Genomic DNA, 14,672 nt, shown 5'->3' on the forward strand with positions numbered 1-14,672 from the left:
CTGTGTACAACAACTACAACAAAGTTCGTAGGAGACACCATGCATAAAGCATTCGGCGCAGGCCTGCTTGCAGCGGCCCTGGCTTTGGGTGGCTGCAATGATGACGACAGTGACAGCAAGGAGGACGATCTTCACGCGGAAGTGCCGCATATTGAAGCGGCTACCGATGGTGCGGGGCAGGCGGCCTTGGCCGCAGACCTGCAGTTTGCGATGGAAAGCGTTGGCTACAGCGAAAAGGAATTCATCCTTTCTGGGACTGCTGTTTCTTACCTGCCAAAGGGTGACCAGTCACTCGGTACGGATGGGCAGTGGGACGTTGAAAGGGACGACAGCGCGGCTTATGCCACGCGGGCGGTTGTTCACCAGCCACTGGATGCCGAAGCGTTCAATGGCACGGTTATCGTCGAGTGGATGAACGTTACCAGCGGCAGCGATTCAAGCCCGGTCTGGACCTATACGCACAACGAGTTGATCCGTGAAGGCTATGCACTGATCAGCCTGTCCGCGCAGGCAGCAGGGGTGGCCAGTACCAAAACGATGGATCCCGAGCGATACACCAGCCTGCTGCACCCCGGAGACAATTATTCCTACGACATCTTCTCGCAAGCTGGGCAGGCTGTGCGGGATCATGCCGATATTCTGCTGAATGGGCTGCAACCCAAGCGGGTGTTGGCGGCAGGTGAGTCGCAATCCGCCTATCGACTGGTTACCTATGCTAACGCCGTCCACCCGCTGGTGACTGTCTATGATGGCTACCTGCTGCAAAGCCGCCTGGCCAATGCCGCGCCTTTGGCCACGGCCGATGACGTCTCCGGCTCGACGGAAATTCGCTCGGACCTCGGCGTACCGGTCCTGATGTTCCAGACCGAAACCGATGTCAACGAGGCGACGCGGCAGGCCGATACTTCCACGTACCGGCTCTGGGAAGTTGCCGGAACGGCACACTTTGACGTGTATGGCGGCGGCATCGGATTGATTGACACGGGGGATGGAGAGGGCGCGGTACTCGCCCTTGAAGCATTGCTGGATCCGCCGAGCACGGTGTTCGGTTTCATCAACTGCGACAAACCAATCAATGCCGGTCCGATGAGTTTCGTGCTGAGCGCTGCGGTGCATGCGCTCAATGAATGGGTTACAACCGGTACGCCACCGGCCTCGGCAGAAACCCTGCAGGCTACCGATTTTACGCCCTACAGCCCTGTCTATGTGCGAGATGCACAGGGCAATGCCCAGGGTGGCATCCGCACACCCTTTGTCGACGTGCCGCTAGCGAAATTGAGCGGCACGGGTAACACCGGAGGTGAAGGCTTTTGCCTGCTATTTGGAACTACCGAGCCGCTCAGCGCGGGTGAGCTCGACACCTTGTACCCGACGCAGCAAGCATTCGTAACGGCGTGGACTGTGGCTACCGAGGCGGCAGTGGAAAGGGGTCATATTCGTCCTGTGGATGGGCAAGCACTTATCGATGCAGCAGCCCGGGTGCAGATTCTGCCTTGAGATAAGTTGAACATAAAATGACTTTATGTATGTATACGTAATATTGCCGTGACGGAGGCGCTTCGGTAGTTTACCAACTGATTTTAAAAGAGTTATTCCTTGAGTGGGCTCAGGTGTTGTGATGCGGCCCCCTGACCAAAGGGGCAATAATGGCGATTCATTAACTAAAAATTTACAAAAATGAATTTTTTGTTCATTATCGTCCTATAGCTGAGCCTGACAAAGAGGATAAGAGTATGAGTTCAGATAAGGTTGTTTTCCGTGCTGTTGCTGATCGCGGTCGCTGCTGTGGTTATGGCTTGTGCGCTTCGATCTGTCCAGAAGTTTACAAGCTCGATGCTGATGGGCTGGTCTACTTTGAGGATGACAAAGTGACGCCCGAACTGGAAGAGGCCGCGCGTGAAGGTGCCGAAGCCTGCCCTGCCGAGGCCATCTGGCTGGAAGAAATCAAACCCTGAGCATCGCACTCGCTAGCAGATAATAAAATATTTTTGACGAGGTAGATCGCTATGGGACGTCTGGAAGGCAAGGTTGCGCTCATCACCGGAACGGGCGGTGGGCAAGGCAGGGTTGCAGCGCTGCGGTTTGCCCGCGAAGGTGCGATCGTGGTTGGCTGTGATACCAACGAAGCTGAAAACAAGGTGACGGCTGAACTGCTGTCCCAGGAAGGGTTCACCCTTTACGGGTACGCACCGGTCGACCTCGGCGACCATGAGCAGGCCAAGGCCTGGGTCGAGTCTGCCGTAGCCGAACATGGCCGGATTGATGTTCTGTATAACAACGCATCTGCCGCACGCTTTGCGCCGGTACAGGATATGACCATCGAAGACTGGCACTTCACTATTCGCAATGAAGTGGACCTGATCTTCTACACCACCAAATACGCCTGGAATCATCTGGCTGAACGCAAGGGAATGATTCTGAATGTGTCGTCCACCGCTGCTTGGGGTGGTTCCAAAGTAGCCGGTATCTCGGCGCATTCGGCAGCCAAGGGGGCCGTGGTTTCCTTTACCCGCCAACTCGCCGTCGAAGGCGCGCCTGCGGGAATTCGTGCGGTCAGCATCAGTCCTGGTTTTGTCGCCACGCCGGGTACCGCCGCGTTCATGGAAAACCCGGCAGCGCGTGCGGCGCTGCTCGATGGCGTGTTGATGGACAGACCCGGACAACCAGAAGAGGTTGTCTCGCTGGCCGTTTACCTGGCATCCGATGAGGCTTCCTTCATCACCGGATCGGATATCGTCATTGATGGTGGATTGCTGGCTATATAAGCCATCCACCGACATCTGATAGAACGAGGAGAAGCAGATGGATATTATTGGACTGGGTTACATGGGCTTTGAAGCCACTGACCTCGAGGCCTGGCGCGACTATGGCCCGTCGGTAATGGGTTTTGCGATAGGTAAGAATCCGGAAAACGATCCGGACTCGCTGTATTTCCGTATCGATGATCGTCGCCACCGTTTTGCTTTCCACCCTGGCAAGGTTGACCGGCTGGCTTACCTTGGTTGGGAAGCCAAAGGGCGGATGGAATTCAAGGCAGCCTGCCAGACGTTTACCGATGCTGGCGTGGAGTTTACCGTCGGCGATGCGGAGTTGTGCGAGAAGCGCGGTGTCAAAGAGCTGATCCGCTTCTTTGACCCGGTCGGCTTTCGGCATGAGCTGTTCTACGGGCAGAAATGGCTTCCCGATTCCTTTGTGCCTGGGCGCCGTCATGGCGGCTACCTGGCTGACAAGAGAGGCCTTGGCCATGTGGTGCTGATGACTCCCGAGTTTCCGCCGGAACTGGAACATTTCCTCATTAATATCATGGGATTTCACTGGTACGGTTCGGGCGCGGGCAAGGGCAAGACCGGCTTTTTCCGTTCCAAGCTCAACACCTCCACCAGCCACGACATCGCCTATGGACACGCTCCGGGCCGTATGGGGATTCAACACGTCGGCATGTTCGTCGGCAGCCTGCGCGATGTGGGCGAGACCTACGATATCGTGAAGAAGCGCGAGCTGCAGATGATGATGACGCTGGGTCAGCATTCCCAGGACCCACATGTTTCGTTCTATCACTTCAATCCGTCAGGCTTCGCCTTTGAGTGCATCGCTGAAAGTGAGCCATGGCATGACGATGGGTTCGAGCTGAATCCGGAGAAGATGAGTGTGTGGGGCCACGAGCTGGTGGGCCCGATTCTGGGGCCTAGCGTCAAAACCCCGGAAGAGGTTGGCGATCCGGAATTCACCGCCAAGAAGGGCTAGAAATGCGCCTGGCTCGGGTAGAAGATGCGGCGGGAGCGCGATTCTGGGTTCTGTTGCATCCTGATAACGGCACCGGCCAGCGCATCAATGCCCCGTTCTCCCATTGGGCCGGAGAGATCAGCGCCGGCAGTCTCTCGGCGCTCGATCTGTCGGCCACAACGCTCGAGCCGGATACGTTTCGCCTCGTAGCGCCCGTTGAGCCCGGCGCCCGTATATTCGGGGTCGGGCTCAATTATTTGTCGCACCTGACTCGCTTGGGCAGTGCCGCGCCTCCTCATCCCCTCGCCTATATCAAACCGGACTCTGCAATCGTTGATCCTGACGGCGTGATTTTTTACCCAGCGATGACGGCGGAGCTGGATTATGAAATCGAGCTGGTGGCGGTAATCGGCAAGCCGCTTGGCGACGCCGTTGCAGCGTCGTCCTGCGTGATGGGTTATACCGTCGGCAACGATATCAGCGCGCGGGATGCGGGCCGTGCGCTGGGGCGGCTGGATCTGTTCACCCAGAAAGGCATGGATGGCACGACACCTGTCGGGCCCTGGATTGCCACGCTTGATCAGTTGGGCGGCGGTGGTCAGCCGCAGCTGGATATGCGCATGACCATCAACGGCGAGGTTCGCCAGCAGGACAACTCCCGGGAGATGATCTTCACGGTCGATGAGCTGCTGAATTACCTCGATGCGCGCATCACCCTGCGGCCGGGGGACCTGGTGTTCACCGGATCGACCCACGGGGTCGGGCTGGAGACCGGACGTTTTCTCCAGCCTGGCGACATACTGGAGGCACACATCGAAGGCGTCGGGATGCTGCGAAATGAAGTGGGCCCACAGCGCATCCTTGTCACCGCACGACAATCGGGGCGGCTGGGTCATCCCGCTGTTTAGCTTTCCGCCCCAGTCCCCTGACAAGAGGCAGCTATGAATCAAGGGGCAACCTGGTATCCGCTGAAGCACCGTCAGTTTCGTATGTTCTGGAGCGCGGGCGCTGTCATCAACCTTGCCATCTGGATGCAGACGGTAGGTGCTGCCTGGATCATGGCCGGACTGACCGAGTCTGCCTGGATGGTGTCGCTGGTGCAGACCGCCATGACGCTGCCAGTGTTTCTGTTCGGCCTGCCCGGTGGGGTGATCGCCGATTTGGTGAATCGCAAGTACTGGCTGCTGTTCACTCAGTCGGTGATGCTAACCGCCACCACTATCCTGTTTGTGCTGGCCTCCACCGGCGGTCTGAACGCCTGGTGGCTATTGTCGCTGACGTTCTTGCTGGGCACGGGAAGCGCGCTTAGCATGTCGGCGTGGATGGCGGTGACCTTGACGCTGATTCCGCGTGACATTGTGCCGGCGGCGGTCGCGCTCAATGCCATCTCGACAAATGTCGCTCGGGCGTTGGGCCCTGCCATAGCTGGCTTACTGATTGCAGTGGCGGGCCAGGCTTCAATGTTCCTGTTGATCGCCTGTTGTTTCATGGGCGTGATCCTGTTTTTGATTAGCTGGCGGTCTTCGCGGATCATTGACGTACTGCCTCCCGAAACCTTTCTGGGAGGTATGCGCAGTGGTCTGCGCTACATTCGCCATTCGGTGTCGTTGATCAGTTCCCTGAAGCAGGTATTCATCTTTACCAGCTGCGCCAGTGCACTCTGGGCGTTATTGCCGCTGATCGCCAAGGATCAGCTCCAGATGGACGCTGACGGGTATGGCCTGTTGATGGGCGCGCTGGGCGCGGGAGCCGTTATCGCAGCGGTGAATCTGACCCGTGTGTACCGTCTCTTTGCGCTGCGCAAAGTGGTTGTGGCGGGTGCCATTGCCTTCGCTGTGGTCACGGCCGCGGTGTCGCTGACCGAGATCGTGTGGCTGGTCTGGCTGCTTCTGGTCATCGCGGGGATTGCCTGGATGGCGGTAAACGCCACGGTCGCTACCATTGTGCAGACCTGCGCTGCGGACTGGGTCAGAGCGCGCGTCGCTTCGGTATACTTGCTGATGTACATGGGGGCTATGGCTGTTGGCGGGGCGGTGTGGGGCTTGGTTGCGGATTACCTGGGCACGACCAGCAGTCTGCTATTGTCTGCGGCGAGTATCGTTCTGGGGTTATGGTTCACGCGCGACGGGGTTTTCGTGCTGGGTAGCGAGGCCGATTACCGAACCGTTTCGCAGACCGACAAGCTGGTGGTAGCGGCTGAAATCAATCACTCCGATGGTCCGGTTTCGGTCGAGATCAGTTATCGGGCGCCCGCCGGGGTCCAGCGCGAATTCATCAAGTGCGCTTATGCGGTGGGCAAATCCCGACGTCGCAACGGGGCGCGCAACTGGCGGCTTTACCGTGATCTGGCTGATCCGAACCGCTTTGTGGAGCGCTTTATAGTAGAGTCCTGGTTGGGATATCTACGGCAAAGAGATAGAGTTACCCAGGCCGACCAGGCTATGGAAAGAGAGCTGCGGCGGCATCTGATCGAGTCGGATGCATCCACCAGGCGCTACATACACCAACCAAATGCCGATCCCGAATGGCAGTAAAAAATTGATTTAAAAATCCAATTCTTGATATAGAATGATTTGCAGGCCATTATCAAGGGCGACAATTTGGGATCCCATGATCCCTGCGCCGAAGGGGAACTGTAAAAATGGACGCTGAAGTCAATATCAATGACAAAAACGCTGCCAAGTCTTCCTTGGTGACCGTCAAGCCGGTAGTCAATGCTGTTCGCATTCTCCGTTTTCTCAGCCAGGCTGCTGCGCCAGAGCGCTCCGTGGATATCGCCAGGAAGCTGGATATAAATCCCAGCACCTGTTTCAACATTCTCAGAACCCTGGTCGCAGAAGATATGGTCGATTTCAGTCCCATGTCAAAGCGTTATTCCGCCGGGTTGGGCCTGGCCCGTCTGGTTGAGCAATTCGTGACCCAGGGGCAGAAGGTCCAGTTGACCAAGCCGCTGCTGGAAAGCTTCGCTGCTCGCTCGAAGGTGACGGTTACCTTGTGGCGGCGCATGGGCAACGACCGGATCGTCATCGTCAGCTCCGCAGCCTGTCCTACCGACGTGCGGATCGATATGAGCGAGGGCCAGCGGTTGCCGATCCTGATGGGCGCCAGCGGGCGCTTGTTTGCTTCCCAGCTCGACCTCGATCAGCCGCAGTCCAAGGCCATTTTTGACAAGATTCGCTGGGGCGGCGCGCTATCCTACGATGAATATCGTGATCAGGTAACGGAAGCTGCCAGGCTGGGCTGGTCTATCGACGACGGCAATTTCTCGATAGGTATTCTGGCCGTGGCTGCACCGGTTTATTCTCCATCCGATACCATCGACTTCACGGTTTCCGCCGTCATGTTCCGCGGCCAACGTGATGAGGCAGGGATAGCAGAGCTGGGTCAGTCGCTTCGCAATCTGGGCGATGAGTTGAGAAGCGTGCTGTTCTGACTGTCAGTCGCGCACCAGCAACAGACTGCCGCCAAGTGGGCCGCCCCCGGCGGCGGTAACCGCTACGTTGTGGTCGGCAACCTGACGTTTGTCGGCGCGCCCCCACAGCTGCAAACAGGCCTCATGCACGTAGCCCAGACCGTGGGTTCGCCCGCCCGACAGTTGACCGCCATTGGTATTCAGAGGCAGTTCGCCATCCAGCGCGATACGCTGCCCACCTTCGACAAAACGCCCGCTTTCCCCTGTCGGGCAGAGGCCAAGAGCTTCCAGCCAGATCATGGTCAGTATGGAAAAGCCGTCGTAGAGCTGGGCGGAACCCACGTCCTTGGGCTTCAGATCGGTGCGCGCCCACATCATGCGGCCGACATCGAACGCTGCGCCCTGAGTAAGCGAAATCTGATCCCATGACCAGGGTTGGTTTAGCGCTGCACCCATGGCTTCGATCCGGATGGGGGGGTTGCGTCCGTCCTTGGCGACATCACGCCGCGACAGGACGATCGCTGTGGACGCGTCACAATGCACATCGCAGTCGAACATGCGTAGCGGCGTAGAAATCATTCGCGACTGCATATAGTCGTCCATGCTCATCGGCGTTCGATAAACAGCCTTGGGGTTAAGCTGGGCATTGCGCCGGCAGGTGAGTGCGATTTGCGCCAGCTGTTCCGAGGTCGTGCCATAGTCATGGAAATGCCGCTGAGCATACATGGCCATCAGGTTTACGGCCGAGAGCACATTGAAGGGGGTATACCATTGCCAGGCAAAGCTGCTGTCGCGTCCCTGGGTTTTGTTGGTCAGAGCTGAGGCTTGCTTGTTGTGCTGCCGGGTGGAGGATTCGGTGATGGTACGAAACACCAGCACATTGCGGCACATGCCGCTGGCTATGGCCATTACGCCGTTGATGATTCCGGCCAGGGGACCGGGACCCTCATAGCCCCCGCCAAACCAGTTCACGTTCAAGCCAAGCGCGTTCTTTAGCGCATTGGGCCCGACGGGGGAAAAACTGTCCCCGTTGTTGTTATCGCCTGGCCAGCAGGCTACGCCATCGATGTCGTCCCGGGTCAGCCCCGCATCCGCAATGGCTTCAAGGCAGGCATCAGCGGTCAGGCGCATGGCTGACAGCTGCGAAGGGCGGCCAACCTCGGATTGGCCAATACCGGTGATGGCGACATCTTTTTCATACAGACGGTCAAACATGCTCAATCCTTAACAAATAGTGGAAGCCACACATCGTCTTCCTGCTGAAAGTGCACTCTGACGGGCATCCCTATATGGACGTCTGTCACCGGAATGCCTTCGATATTGCTGACAAAGCGAAGATCGGTCTGCTCCGCCAGCTCCACAATGGCAATGACGAAGGGTTCCTGCAGTTCGGGTGTCCAGGGCTGGTGGTTGATCGTGAAGCTGGCCACCTGGCCCTTGCCTGATACCGCCTGCGGGCCCACTTCAAAGCTGTTGCAGGCGGGGCAAACGGGACTGGGTGGGTGAAAGTAACGAGTGCAGGCGCTACAGCGGTGGATCAGCAGTTCGTTGTTTTCACCGCCTTGCCAAAAGGCGCTATTGTCACCGGTGAGGGCTGGCAGCTTTCTCGGCATCGGATAAATCCTGTCTCAACAACCTGGGTAGCCCCAAGGTTAGCATTTGTACATATATTAAAAAAGTGTTCTAATTTAGTTCTGCTGGGCCTCCCACTAGGCTCATTCTAATAAGACTAACTTGCGGAGGACCTCCGATGACTCTTTCCCTGCAAGGCCGCACTGTGATCGTGACAGGCGGCTTTGGTGTGCTCGGTAGCGCGCTGACCAGATTATTGCTTGAGCGGGGCGCCCGAGTAGCGGCCCTGGATCTGAACGAGGTGCCTGCCTCGCTGGCTGCTACCGCCGATTTTCTTCCCTTGGGCAAGGTCAATCTGACCGAAACGGCCTCTGCAGAACAAGCGATGAGCCGGGTGGTCGATACCTTTGGCCATATAGATGCGGTCGTCAATGTCGCCGGCGGCTTCGCCTGGGAAACCTTTGAATCAGGCTCCCTGGACACCTGGGACCGCCTGTATCAGATGAACGTGCGTACCGCCATCGTCAGTACCAAGGCAGCGCTGCCGCATATCCTGAGCGCGGGCAATGGTCGAGTGGTCAATGTCAGCGCGTTGGCTGCCAACAAAGCCGGGCTGGGTGTGTCTGCCTATGCTGCCTCCAAGGCGGGTGTAGCGCGCTTTACCGAGTCGCTCGCCGAAGAACTGAAACAGCGCGATGTAACGGTCAACGCGGTGATGCCAAGCATCATCGATACCCCGACTAATCGGGCTGACATGCCTGATCAGGATTTTGCTGCCTGGGTGACACCTGAAGCGCTATCTGCTGTTATCGCCTTTTTACTGTCGGCTGAAGGGCAGGTCATTACTGGTGCCTGCCTGCCGGTGAGTGGGCGAGTATGAAAGGCTTAATGAGCTGGAGATTGCTGCCATGAGGTTGGTCACTTTTGTAAATAGCGAAGGTTTGGAGCTGGCCGGTGCGTTGATCGAACAGGATCAGTCCGTGCTCGACTTGCAACAGGCTTACACCGAACTTAACGGTGGACGAGCCGCCCCGCTGGCCAGCGTTCTGGCGCTTGCCGAGGCTGGTGAAGACGGTATGCAGCTCGCCCGGAACCTGGTTGCCAAGGCGCCTTCTGCCGCCGTGCAGGCGCGGGCTTCAGTGCGACTTCGGGCGCCTATCCAGCCGCCGCCGCAGATGCGCGATTTTTCCTGTTTTGAGCTGCATCTGCGCCAGAGTTTTGCCGCTGCTCGTCGCCTTCGTGCCATGCGCACGCCAGATCCCGAGGCAACCCTCAAGGCCATGAACACCAGCGCCGATGACCGTGTCATCGACACGTTCAACCGCCAGCCGATCTACTACAAGTGCAACCGCTTTGCGGTGGTAGGTGTGGACGATCAGTTCGAGTGGCCTGCCTATAGCAAGGCGCTGGATTTCGAGCTTGAATTTGGCTGCTATATCGGCAAGCGCGGCAAAGACATCACGCGTGAGAACGCCAGACAACATATCTTCGGCTACACGATTTTCAACGACATCAGCGCGCGTGATGCCCAGGCCAAAGAGATGAGCGGCATGCTCGGCCCGGCCAAGGGCAAGGATTTCGATACCGCTAACATCATGGGTCCCTGTCTGGTCACTGCTGATGAACTCGAAGATCCCTATGATCTGAATATGGTCGCCCGGGTAAACGGGGAGGAGTGGGGTCGCGGCAACACCCGCGACATGCGCTGGCAGTTCGAAGATGTGATAGCGCATGTTTCCCAGTCCGAGACGCTGCACAGCGGGGAGTTTCTGGGATCAGGCACAGTGGGGAACGGCTGCGGTCTGGAGCAGTTGCGTTATTTGAAGCCTGGTGATGTGGTTGAGCTCGAAATAGACGGAATCGGCCTGTTGCGGACTCAGGTAGGTGAGAAGGGTAATCCGTTCTAAAGAACAGCAGTGCTCTGGCCAGGATCAAGATCAAATTGATACAGATCAATAAAATCTGTTCACAAATTTATTGTAATGTGATTTGCTTGCCAATGAGCCGGAACTTACCAAGGATTCAATAAATTGATGTTTAGCGCGGCCTGATAAGACCCCTAATAAACTGGAGGCGAACATGCTTACTAAAACCAGCCAGGTGCTTTCTGATGGCACCAAGATTTCCGACCTGATTTACCCTGAGACCCGTGAAGTGCAGATGCGCGTGCTGTCGGACCCGGAAATCTATCAGATGGAAATGGAAAAGATTTTTGGCAAGACCTGGGTGTTGCTGGGTCACGAGTCAGAAATTCCCAATGCGAACGATTTCATGGTTCGTGATATAGGCGGCGACTCCGTCATCGTCGCGCGCGACAAGCAGAATGAAATTCATGTCACGCTGAACGTCTGCCCCCACCGCGGCATGCGCGTGGCGCTGACCGACTGTGGTAATGCCCAGATCCACAAATGCATCTACCACGGCTGGGCTTTCCGTCCGAACGGCGACTTCATCGGCTCCCCGGTGAAGCGCGAGTGCATGCATGGCAACATTCTTCCAGAATCCGAGCTTGGCCTGAAAAAAGCCCGCTCGGTCCTCTATGGCGGGTTGATCTTCGCGACCTGGAATATCGACGGTCCTTCGTTCGACGAGTTTCTCGGCGATGCCAAGTGGTACTACGATATTCTCTTCCTGCGCAGCGACAAGGGCATGGAAGTGCTTGGGCCACCGCAGCGTTTCATGGTCAACGCCAACTGGAAGACTGCCGGTGAGCAGTCAGCTGCCGACGGTTTCCATACGCTTACATTGCACCGCTGGCTTGGTGAGGTAGGTAACTACGCCAAGAAGGGCGACGCCGCTGCGGAGGAGAGCGATGAGCCGGATCTGACCCCCGAGATGTACGGCGTCGAGGTGAGTTCTCCCCACGGCCACGCGTTGCGCTGTATTGACCTAGCGCGCAAGATCCGCCGCCTGACCGGTCTGGAGCCTGACGACCTGAGCGTTCAGGAAAAGCTCAATGCGCTGCCGCCAGCCGGCATGACCAAGGACATGGTCGAGCAGTTGGCACGCAACCTGTCAGAGGATCAGCTCAAGGTTCTTACTACTATGCCTCCGCAAGTGGGCGGCATGTTCCCCAACATTCTGTTTGGTTTCGTCTATATCCCGCAGCCGGATGGTTCGGTTGTCGGCTCGATGACGTTGCACACCTACATTCCGCGCGGACCAAACAAACTTGAATTCTGCAACTGGATCTTCGCCGAAAAGGACGCTCCGGAAGAGCTGCGCGAGAAGATGCTCAAGCAGACCATTCAGCTGTTCGGTACCTCAGGCATGGTCGAGCAGGACGATTCGGATACCTGGCCGCACATGACGCTGTCAGCCAAGGGCGCCATGGGCAAGCACATGACCCTGAAGTATCAAGCTATGTATGAAACTGGCAAGCCTGCAGGCTGGCCCGGACCTGGCATCGTCAATGAAGGGTTCACCAAGGACGATACTCAGTGGCACTGGTGGCTCTACTGGAACGAGCTGATGAGCGCTGAATAAACCATTCTCCAGATTATAAGAACAGGAGTTTCTCATGCAGCAGGTTCAAGAAAAAAGCGCCGAAGCCCCGCAGGGTCAGGCTGTCCCGGTCGGATCGGCTGAGTACAACGCCATCCTCACCTTTCTATATGAAGAAGCGGCGCTGCTCGATCAGCTTCGCCTGAGCGAGTGGGGCGAGCTGCTGGCGACGGATCTGGTCTACACCGCACCGTTGCGCCACACCCGGCTGGGCGTTGACCACGCGAAAAGCTTCGTGCGTAGCGTCATGCATTTCCATGACGATTACCGCTCGGTAATGGGTCGGATTCTGCGCCTGTCGGGCAAGAGCGCCTGGGCCGAAGATCCGCCGTCGCGTACTCGTCGGCTGATAACCAACGTATTGGTTCGGGAAGCGGCCAAGAGCGATGAGTTCGAGGTGGTCAGCTATCTGCTGATGACTCGCAGCCGCTTCAGCGAGTCGCATGTCGATGTGATCAGTTGTGAGCGCAGGGACGTGATTCGCCGGGAGGCGGATGGCACCTTCAAACTGGCCAAGCGGGAAGCCCTGCTGGATCAGTCCGTTTTGGGAACCGCCAACCTGGCCGTGTTCCTGTAAGAGTTTGGTTGGGTGCGGTCACACCCGGCCATGCGGAGGATGAAGCCCGCCTTGAAAGAGGCGGGCTTTGTTCTGTCTGGCGGTTGAGTCTGGACGCTAATGTTTCTGATTGCCCGGCTTAAAGCTGCTGAACTGAAAGATTCGGCTCCTTGCCTGCAAACCAGTCCTGATCGCTAGCGCACAGCGCCCCGGGACGACCAGTAAAATCCAGCGTCGAGCCCTTCATGCGCAGCGCTTGCGCGGCTCGAACCGGCTGCTGGGCATAGCACAGGCTGGTTTCCCTCGCATGTTCCATCACGTCCAGGTCATATTCGCGTCCACGGGAAATCGTCGCGCACCGCCGTAACAGCAGGGCGGCCTCCGCTTCCTCTGGATCCAGAGTCTTGATTGCCCAGCCCGCCATGCCCTGGTTCAAATCAACCCCGCTATAGAGTGCCGGCTGTTCTATGAGGGTGCCCTTGATCTGCCATCGCAGACACGGCTGTCCATCGCGGAAAAGAACTGGGGATGTGCGTCCGTCAACTCGTGTCGGTATTTCTACATCGTAGACACGGTGTTCATCCTGCCTGGCCGCGGCGGCAATGGCCAGGCCTGCAAGGTCAAGCATGTGCGTGCATTGATGCCTGCCATCCGTGGCTCTGGTTACACTGTGGGCAATCTCTGACAACTGCATGCCGATCAGGTCTTCCAGGGGCTTGGCTGCGCCGGGGCAGGCCGTATAGGGAAATCGCACGGCGTAGCCGTGAATAGCCGTAACGACTCCTTGCTGATGGCGGATGCTGACCCTGAAATGATGAAAGTCATCCTCCAGCGCTGCGCGAATTTCACCGTCTTTCTGAGTATGAATCTCTACTCGTCGTCGGAAAAGCATATGGATAGCCTTAAGCAAGCAGGATGGATTTAAGCCGGAAAAGCGCCTACAATATGAACATTAACAAAAAAAGTGTCTATTAAGAAGGCTGCGGATATGAGGCTACTTGAAAATAAGGTCGCGCTGATAACGGGCGCCGGTGGCGGTATTGGTGAAGGCGTGGCCCGTTATTTTGCCAAACAGGCCGCTGCTGTGGTGGTAGCGGAGCTGAATGAAACAATGGGCGAAGCCGTTGCTGCCGACATACGTGCGCAGGGCGGTCAGGCCATCTTCTTCAAGACGGATGTGTCGAGCAAGGAAAATATCGCTGCCGCTGTTCAGGCCGCAGTGGATGAGTTCGGTGGGCTCGATATTCTGGTCAACAATGCCTTCGCCCCGACGCCTAACGTCCTGATGGAAGACAAGACGGATGAGATGCTGCAGCAGACCCTCGATACCACTGTCTGGGCAGCCTGGTGGGCGATGCGTGCTGCGCTGCCACACATGCGTAAACGCGGTGGCGGCTCAGTGATCAATTTCTATTCGATCGATACCGAGATCGGTGCCTGGCTGCATGCCGATTACAACACCGCCAAGTCCGCTATTCTTGGGCTTACTCGCAGTGCTGCGGCCGAGTGGGGCCGCTTCAATATCAGGGTAAATGCCATTGCCCCCACCGCGATGGGCGCAACCTTTCACAAGCTTGCAGCAGAAAATCCCGGTTTCGCCGAACGCTCCGCCTCGATGCGCCCGCTGGGTCGCTGCGGCGAGCCTGAAGCGGATATCGGTCCGGTTGTAGCCTTCCTTGGCTCGGAAATGTCTCGCTTTGTCACCGGCGAAACGATCCACGTGGACGGCGGACTGCATTTGCCTGGCTACAACTCCAGGCCTGCCGATATTCCGGTCAAGGAATACTAAAGGCGCTCCAACACAGAAAATCAGCCGAGGCTGACAGGCCCGCCAGTATTTGCTGGTGGGCTTTTTGCTGTAAGGGTCTGGGGCATGGGACTGACTGTCAGCCAACACCGTATCCT

15 protein-coding genes are annotated in these 14,672 nt (G+C 57.5%); 12 read left to right on the forward strand and 3 right to left on the reverse strand.

What is annotated here, in order from left to right:
- Positions 1-39: 39 nt before the first annotated feature.
- The 7 genes from G3M63_RS10755 (at position 40) to G3M63_RS10785 (ending at position 7,156) form a co-directional block, all read left to right on the forward strand.
- On the forward strand, positions 40-1,497 hold the full coding sequence (locus tag G3M63_RS10755; RefSeq protein WP_218573597.1) for an alpha/beta hydrolase domain-containing protein: 1,458 nt from the start codon (positions 40-42) through the stop codon (positions 1,495-1,497).
- Positions 1,498-1,733: 236 nt separating this feature from the next.
- Positions 1,734-1,955 carry a ferredoxin gene (locus G3M63_RS10760; RefSeq protein ID WP_150300491.1) on the forward strand — a complete coding sequence of 74 codons (222 nt, stop codon included), beginning with the start codon at positions 1,734-1,736 and terminating at the stop codon, positions 1,953-1,955.
- A 51-nt stretch (positions 1,956-2,006) separates the two neighbouring features.
- Entirely contained in the window at positions 2,007-2,765 is a 759-nt protein-coding gene (locus tag G3M63_RS10765) for an SDR family NAD(P)-dependent oxidoreductase (RefSeq protein WP_150300490.1), read from the forward strand.
- A gap of 37 nt (positions 2,766-2,802) precedes the next feature.
- Positions 2,803-3,744: a VOC family protein gene (locus G3M63_RS10770; RefSeq protein WP_150300489.1), complete on the forward strand. Its 942-nt coding sequence runs from the start codon at positions 2,803-2,805 to the stop codon at positions 3,742-3,744.
- Positions 3,745-3,746: 2 nt separating this feature from the next.
- Positions 3,747-4,631 (forward strand): fumarylacetoacetate hydrolase family protein, encoded by an 885-nt coding sequence (locus G3M63_RS10775; protein WP_150300488.1) that lies wholly within the window; start codon positions 3,747-3,749, stop codon positions 4,629-4,631.
- Positions 4,632-4,664: 33 nt separating this feature from the next.
- Positions 4,665-6,257, forward strand: a complete 1,593-nt coding sequence (locus G3M63_RS10780) for an MFS transporter (RefSeq protein ID WP_150300487.1) — start codon at positions 4,665-4,667, stop codon at positions 6,255-6,257.
- A 107-nt stretch (positions 6,258-6,364) separates the two neighbouring features.
- Positions 6,365-7,156, forward strand: coding sequence for an IclR family transcriptional regulator (locus G3M63_RS10785; protein ID WP_150300486.1), 792 nt, complete (start codon positions 6,365-6,367; stop codon positions 7,154-7,156).
- Positions 7,157-7,159: 3 nt separating this feature from the next.
- On the opposite strand, the gene G3M63_RS10790 is transcribed toward G3M63_RS10785, so the two are convergent.
- Both G3M63_RS10790 and G3M63_RS10795 read right to left on the reverse strand, forming a co-directional pair.
- Positions 7,160-8,350 carry a thiolase family protein gene (locus tag G3M63_RS10790; protein WP_150300485.1) on the reverse strand — a complete coding sequence of 397 codons (1,191 nt, stop codon included), beginning with the start codon at positions 8,348-8,350 and terminating at the stop codon, positions 7,160-7,162.
- Positions 8,351-8,352: 2 nt separating this feature from the next.
- On the reverse strand, positions 8,353-8,748 hold the full coding sequence (locus G3M63_RS10795) for a Zn-ribbon domain-containing OB-fold protein (protein WP_150300484.1): 396 nt from the start codon (positions 8,746-8,748) through the stop codon (positions 8,353-8,355).
- 137 nt (positions 8,749-8,885) lie between these two features.
- Here G3M63_RS10795 and G3M63_RS10800 point away from each other — a divergent pair, with 137 nt between their 5' ends.
- The 4 genes from G3M63_RS10800 (at position 8,886) to G3M63_RS10815 (ending at position 12,788) form a co-directional block, all read left to right on the forward strand.
- The gene (locus tag G3M63_RS10800; RefSeq protein ID WP_150300483.1) at positions 8,886-9,587 is read left to right on the forward strand and encodes an SDR family NAD(P)-dependent oxidoreductase; all 702 of its coding nucleotides are present in this window, start codon (positions 8,886-8,888) and stop codon (positions 9,585-9,587) included.
- Positions 9,588-9,615: 28 nt separating this feature from the next.
- On the forward strand, positions 9,616-10,614 hold the full coding sequence (locus tag G3M63_RS10805) for a fumarylacetoacetate hydrolase family protein (RefSeq protein WP_150300482.1): 999 nt from the start codon (positions 9,616-9,618) through the stop codon (positions 10,612-10,614).
- Positions 10,615-10,786: 172 nt separating this feature from the next.
- Positions 10,787-12,193 carry an aromatic ring-hydroxylating dioxygenase subunit alpha gene (locus G3M63_RS10810; protein WP_150300481.1) on the forward strand — a complete coding sequence of 469 codons (1,407 nt, stop codon included), beginning with the start codon at positions 10,787-10,789 and terminating at the stop codon, positions 12,191-12,193.
- A gap of 34 nt (positions 12,194-12,227) precedes the next feature.
- Positions 12,228-12,788, forward strand: coding sequence for a 3-phenylpropionate/cinnamic acid dioxygenase subunit beta (locus G3M63_RS10815; protein ID WP_150300480.1), 561 nt, complete (start codon positions 12,228-12,230; stop codon positions 12,786-12,788).
- A gap of 118 nt (positions 12,789-12,906) precedes the next feature.
- Here the strand turns inward: G3M63_RS10815 and G3M63_RS10820 are convergent, their stop codons facing one another.
- The gene (locus tag G3M63_RS10820; RefSeq protein ID WP_150300479.1) at positions 12,907-13,659 is read right to left on the reverse strand and encodes a DUF2889 domain-containing protein; all 753 of its coding nucleotides are present in this window, start codon (positions 13,657-13,659) and stop codon (positions 12,907-12,909) included.
- A 96-nt stretch (positions 13,660-13,755) separates the two neighbouring features.
- Between G3M63_RS10820 and G3M63_RS10825 the strand changes: the two genes are divergently transcribed.
- Complete coding sequence (locus G3M63_RS10825; RefSeq protein ID WP_150300478.1) at positions 13,756-14,556, forward strand: SDR family NAD(P)-dependent oxidoreductase; 801 nt, start codon at positions 13,756-13,758, stop codon at positions 14,554-14,556.
- The last annotated feature ends 116 nt before the right edge of the window (positions 14,557-14,672 follow it).

It is taken from the genome of Pseudomonas sp. OIL-1 (assembly GCF_010669185.1).
GTDB classification, from domain to species: domain Bacteria; phylum Pseudomonadota; class Gammaproteobacteria; order Pseudomonadales; family Pseudomonadaceae; genus Halopseudomonas; species Halopseudomonas profundi.

What these genes read in the sequence shown, in the direction of transcription:
- G3M63_RS10755 (WP_218573597.1), top strand. Translation starts at nt 40, where the DNA reads ATGCATAAAGCATTCGGCGCAGGCCTGCTTGCAGCGGCCCTGGCTTTG.
- G3M63_RS10760 (WP_150300491.1), top strand. Translation starts at nt 1,734, where the DNA reads ATGAGTTCAGATAAGGTTGTTTTCCGTGCTGTTGCTGATCGCGGTCGC.
- G3M63_RS10765 (WP_150300490.1), top strand. Translation starts at nt 2,007, where the DNA reads ATGGGACGTCTGGAAGGCAAGGTTGCGCTCATCACCGGAACGGGCGGT.
- G3M63_RS10770 (WP_150300489.1), top strand. Translation starts at nt 2,803, where the DNA reads ATGGATATTATTGGACTGGGTTACATGGGCTTTGAAGCCACTGACCTC.
- G3M63_RS10775 (WP_150300488.1), top strand. Translation starts at nt 3,747, where the DNA reads ATGCGCCTGGCTCGGGTAGAAGATGCGGCGGGAGCGCGATTCTGGGTT.
- G3M63_RS10780 (WP_150300487.1), top strand. Translation starts at nt 4,665, where the DNA reads ATGAATCAAGGGGCAACCTGGTATCCGCTGAAGCACCGTCAGTTTCGT.
- G3M63_RS10785 (WP_150300486.1), top strand. Translation starts at nt 6,365, where the DNA reads ATGGACGCTGAAGTCAATATCAATGACAAAAACGCTGCCAAGTCTTCC.
- G3M63_RS10790 (WP_150300485.1), bottom strand. Translation starts at nt 8,350, where the DNA reads ATGTTTGACCGTCTGTATGAAAAAGATGTCGCCATCACCGGTATTGGC.
- G3M63_RS10795 (WP_150300484.1), bottom strand. Translation starts at nt 8,748, where the DNA reads ATGCCGAGAAAGCTGCCAGCCCTCACCGGTGACAATAGCGCCTTTTGG.
- G3M63_RS10800 (WP_150300483.1), top strand. Translation starts at nt 8,886, where the DNA reads ATGACTCTTTCCCTGCAAGGCCGCACTGTGATCGTGACAGGCGGCTTT.
- G3M63_RS10805 (WP_150300482.1), top strand. Translation starts at nt 9,616, where the DNA reads ATGAGGTTGGTCACTTTTGTAAATAGCGAAGGTTTGGAGCTGGCCGGT.
- G3M63_RS10810 (WP_150300481.1), top strand. Translation starts at nt 10,787, where the DNA reads ATGCTTACTAAAACCAGCCAGGTGCTTTCTGATGGCACCAAGATTTCC.
- G3M63_RS10815 (WP_150300480.1), top strand. Translation starts at nt 12,228, where the DNA reads ATGCAGCAGGTTCAAGAAAAAAGCGCCGAAGCCCCGCAGGGTCAGGCT.
- G3M63_RS10820 (WP_150300479.1), bottom strand. Translation starts at nt 13,659, where the DNA reads ATGCTTTTCCGACGACGAGTAGAGATTCATACTCAGAAAGACGGTGAA.
- G3M63_RS10825 (WP_150300478.1), top strand. Translation starts at nt 13,756, where the DNA reads ATGAGGCTACTTGAAAATAAGGTCGCGCTGATAACGGGCGCCGGTGGC.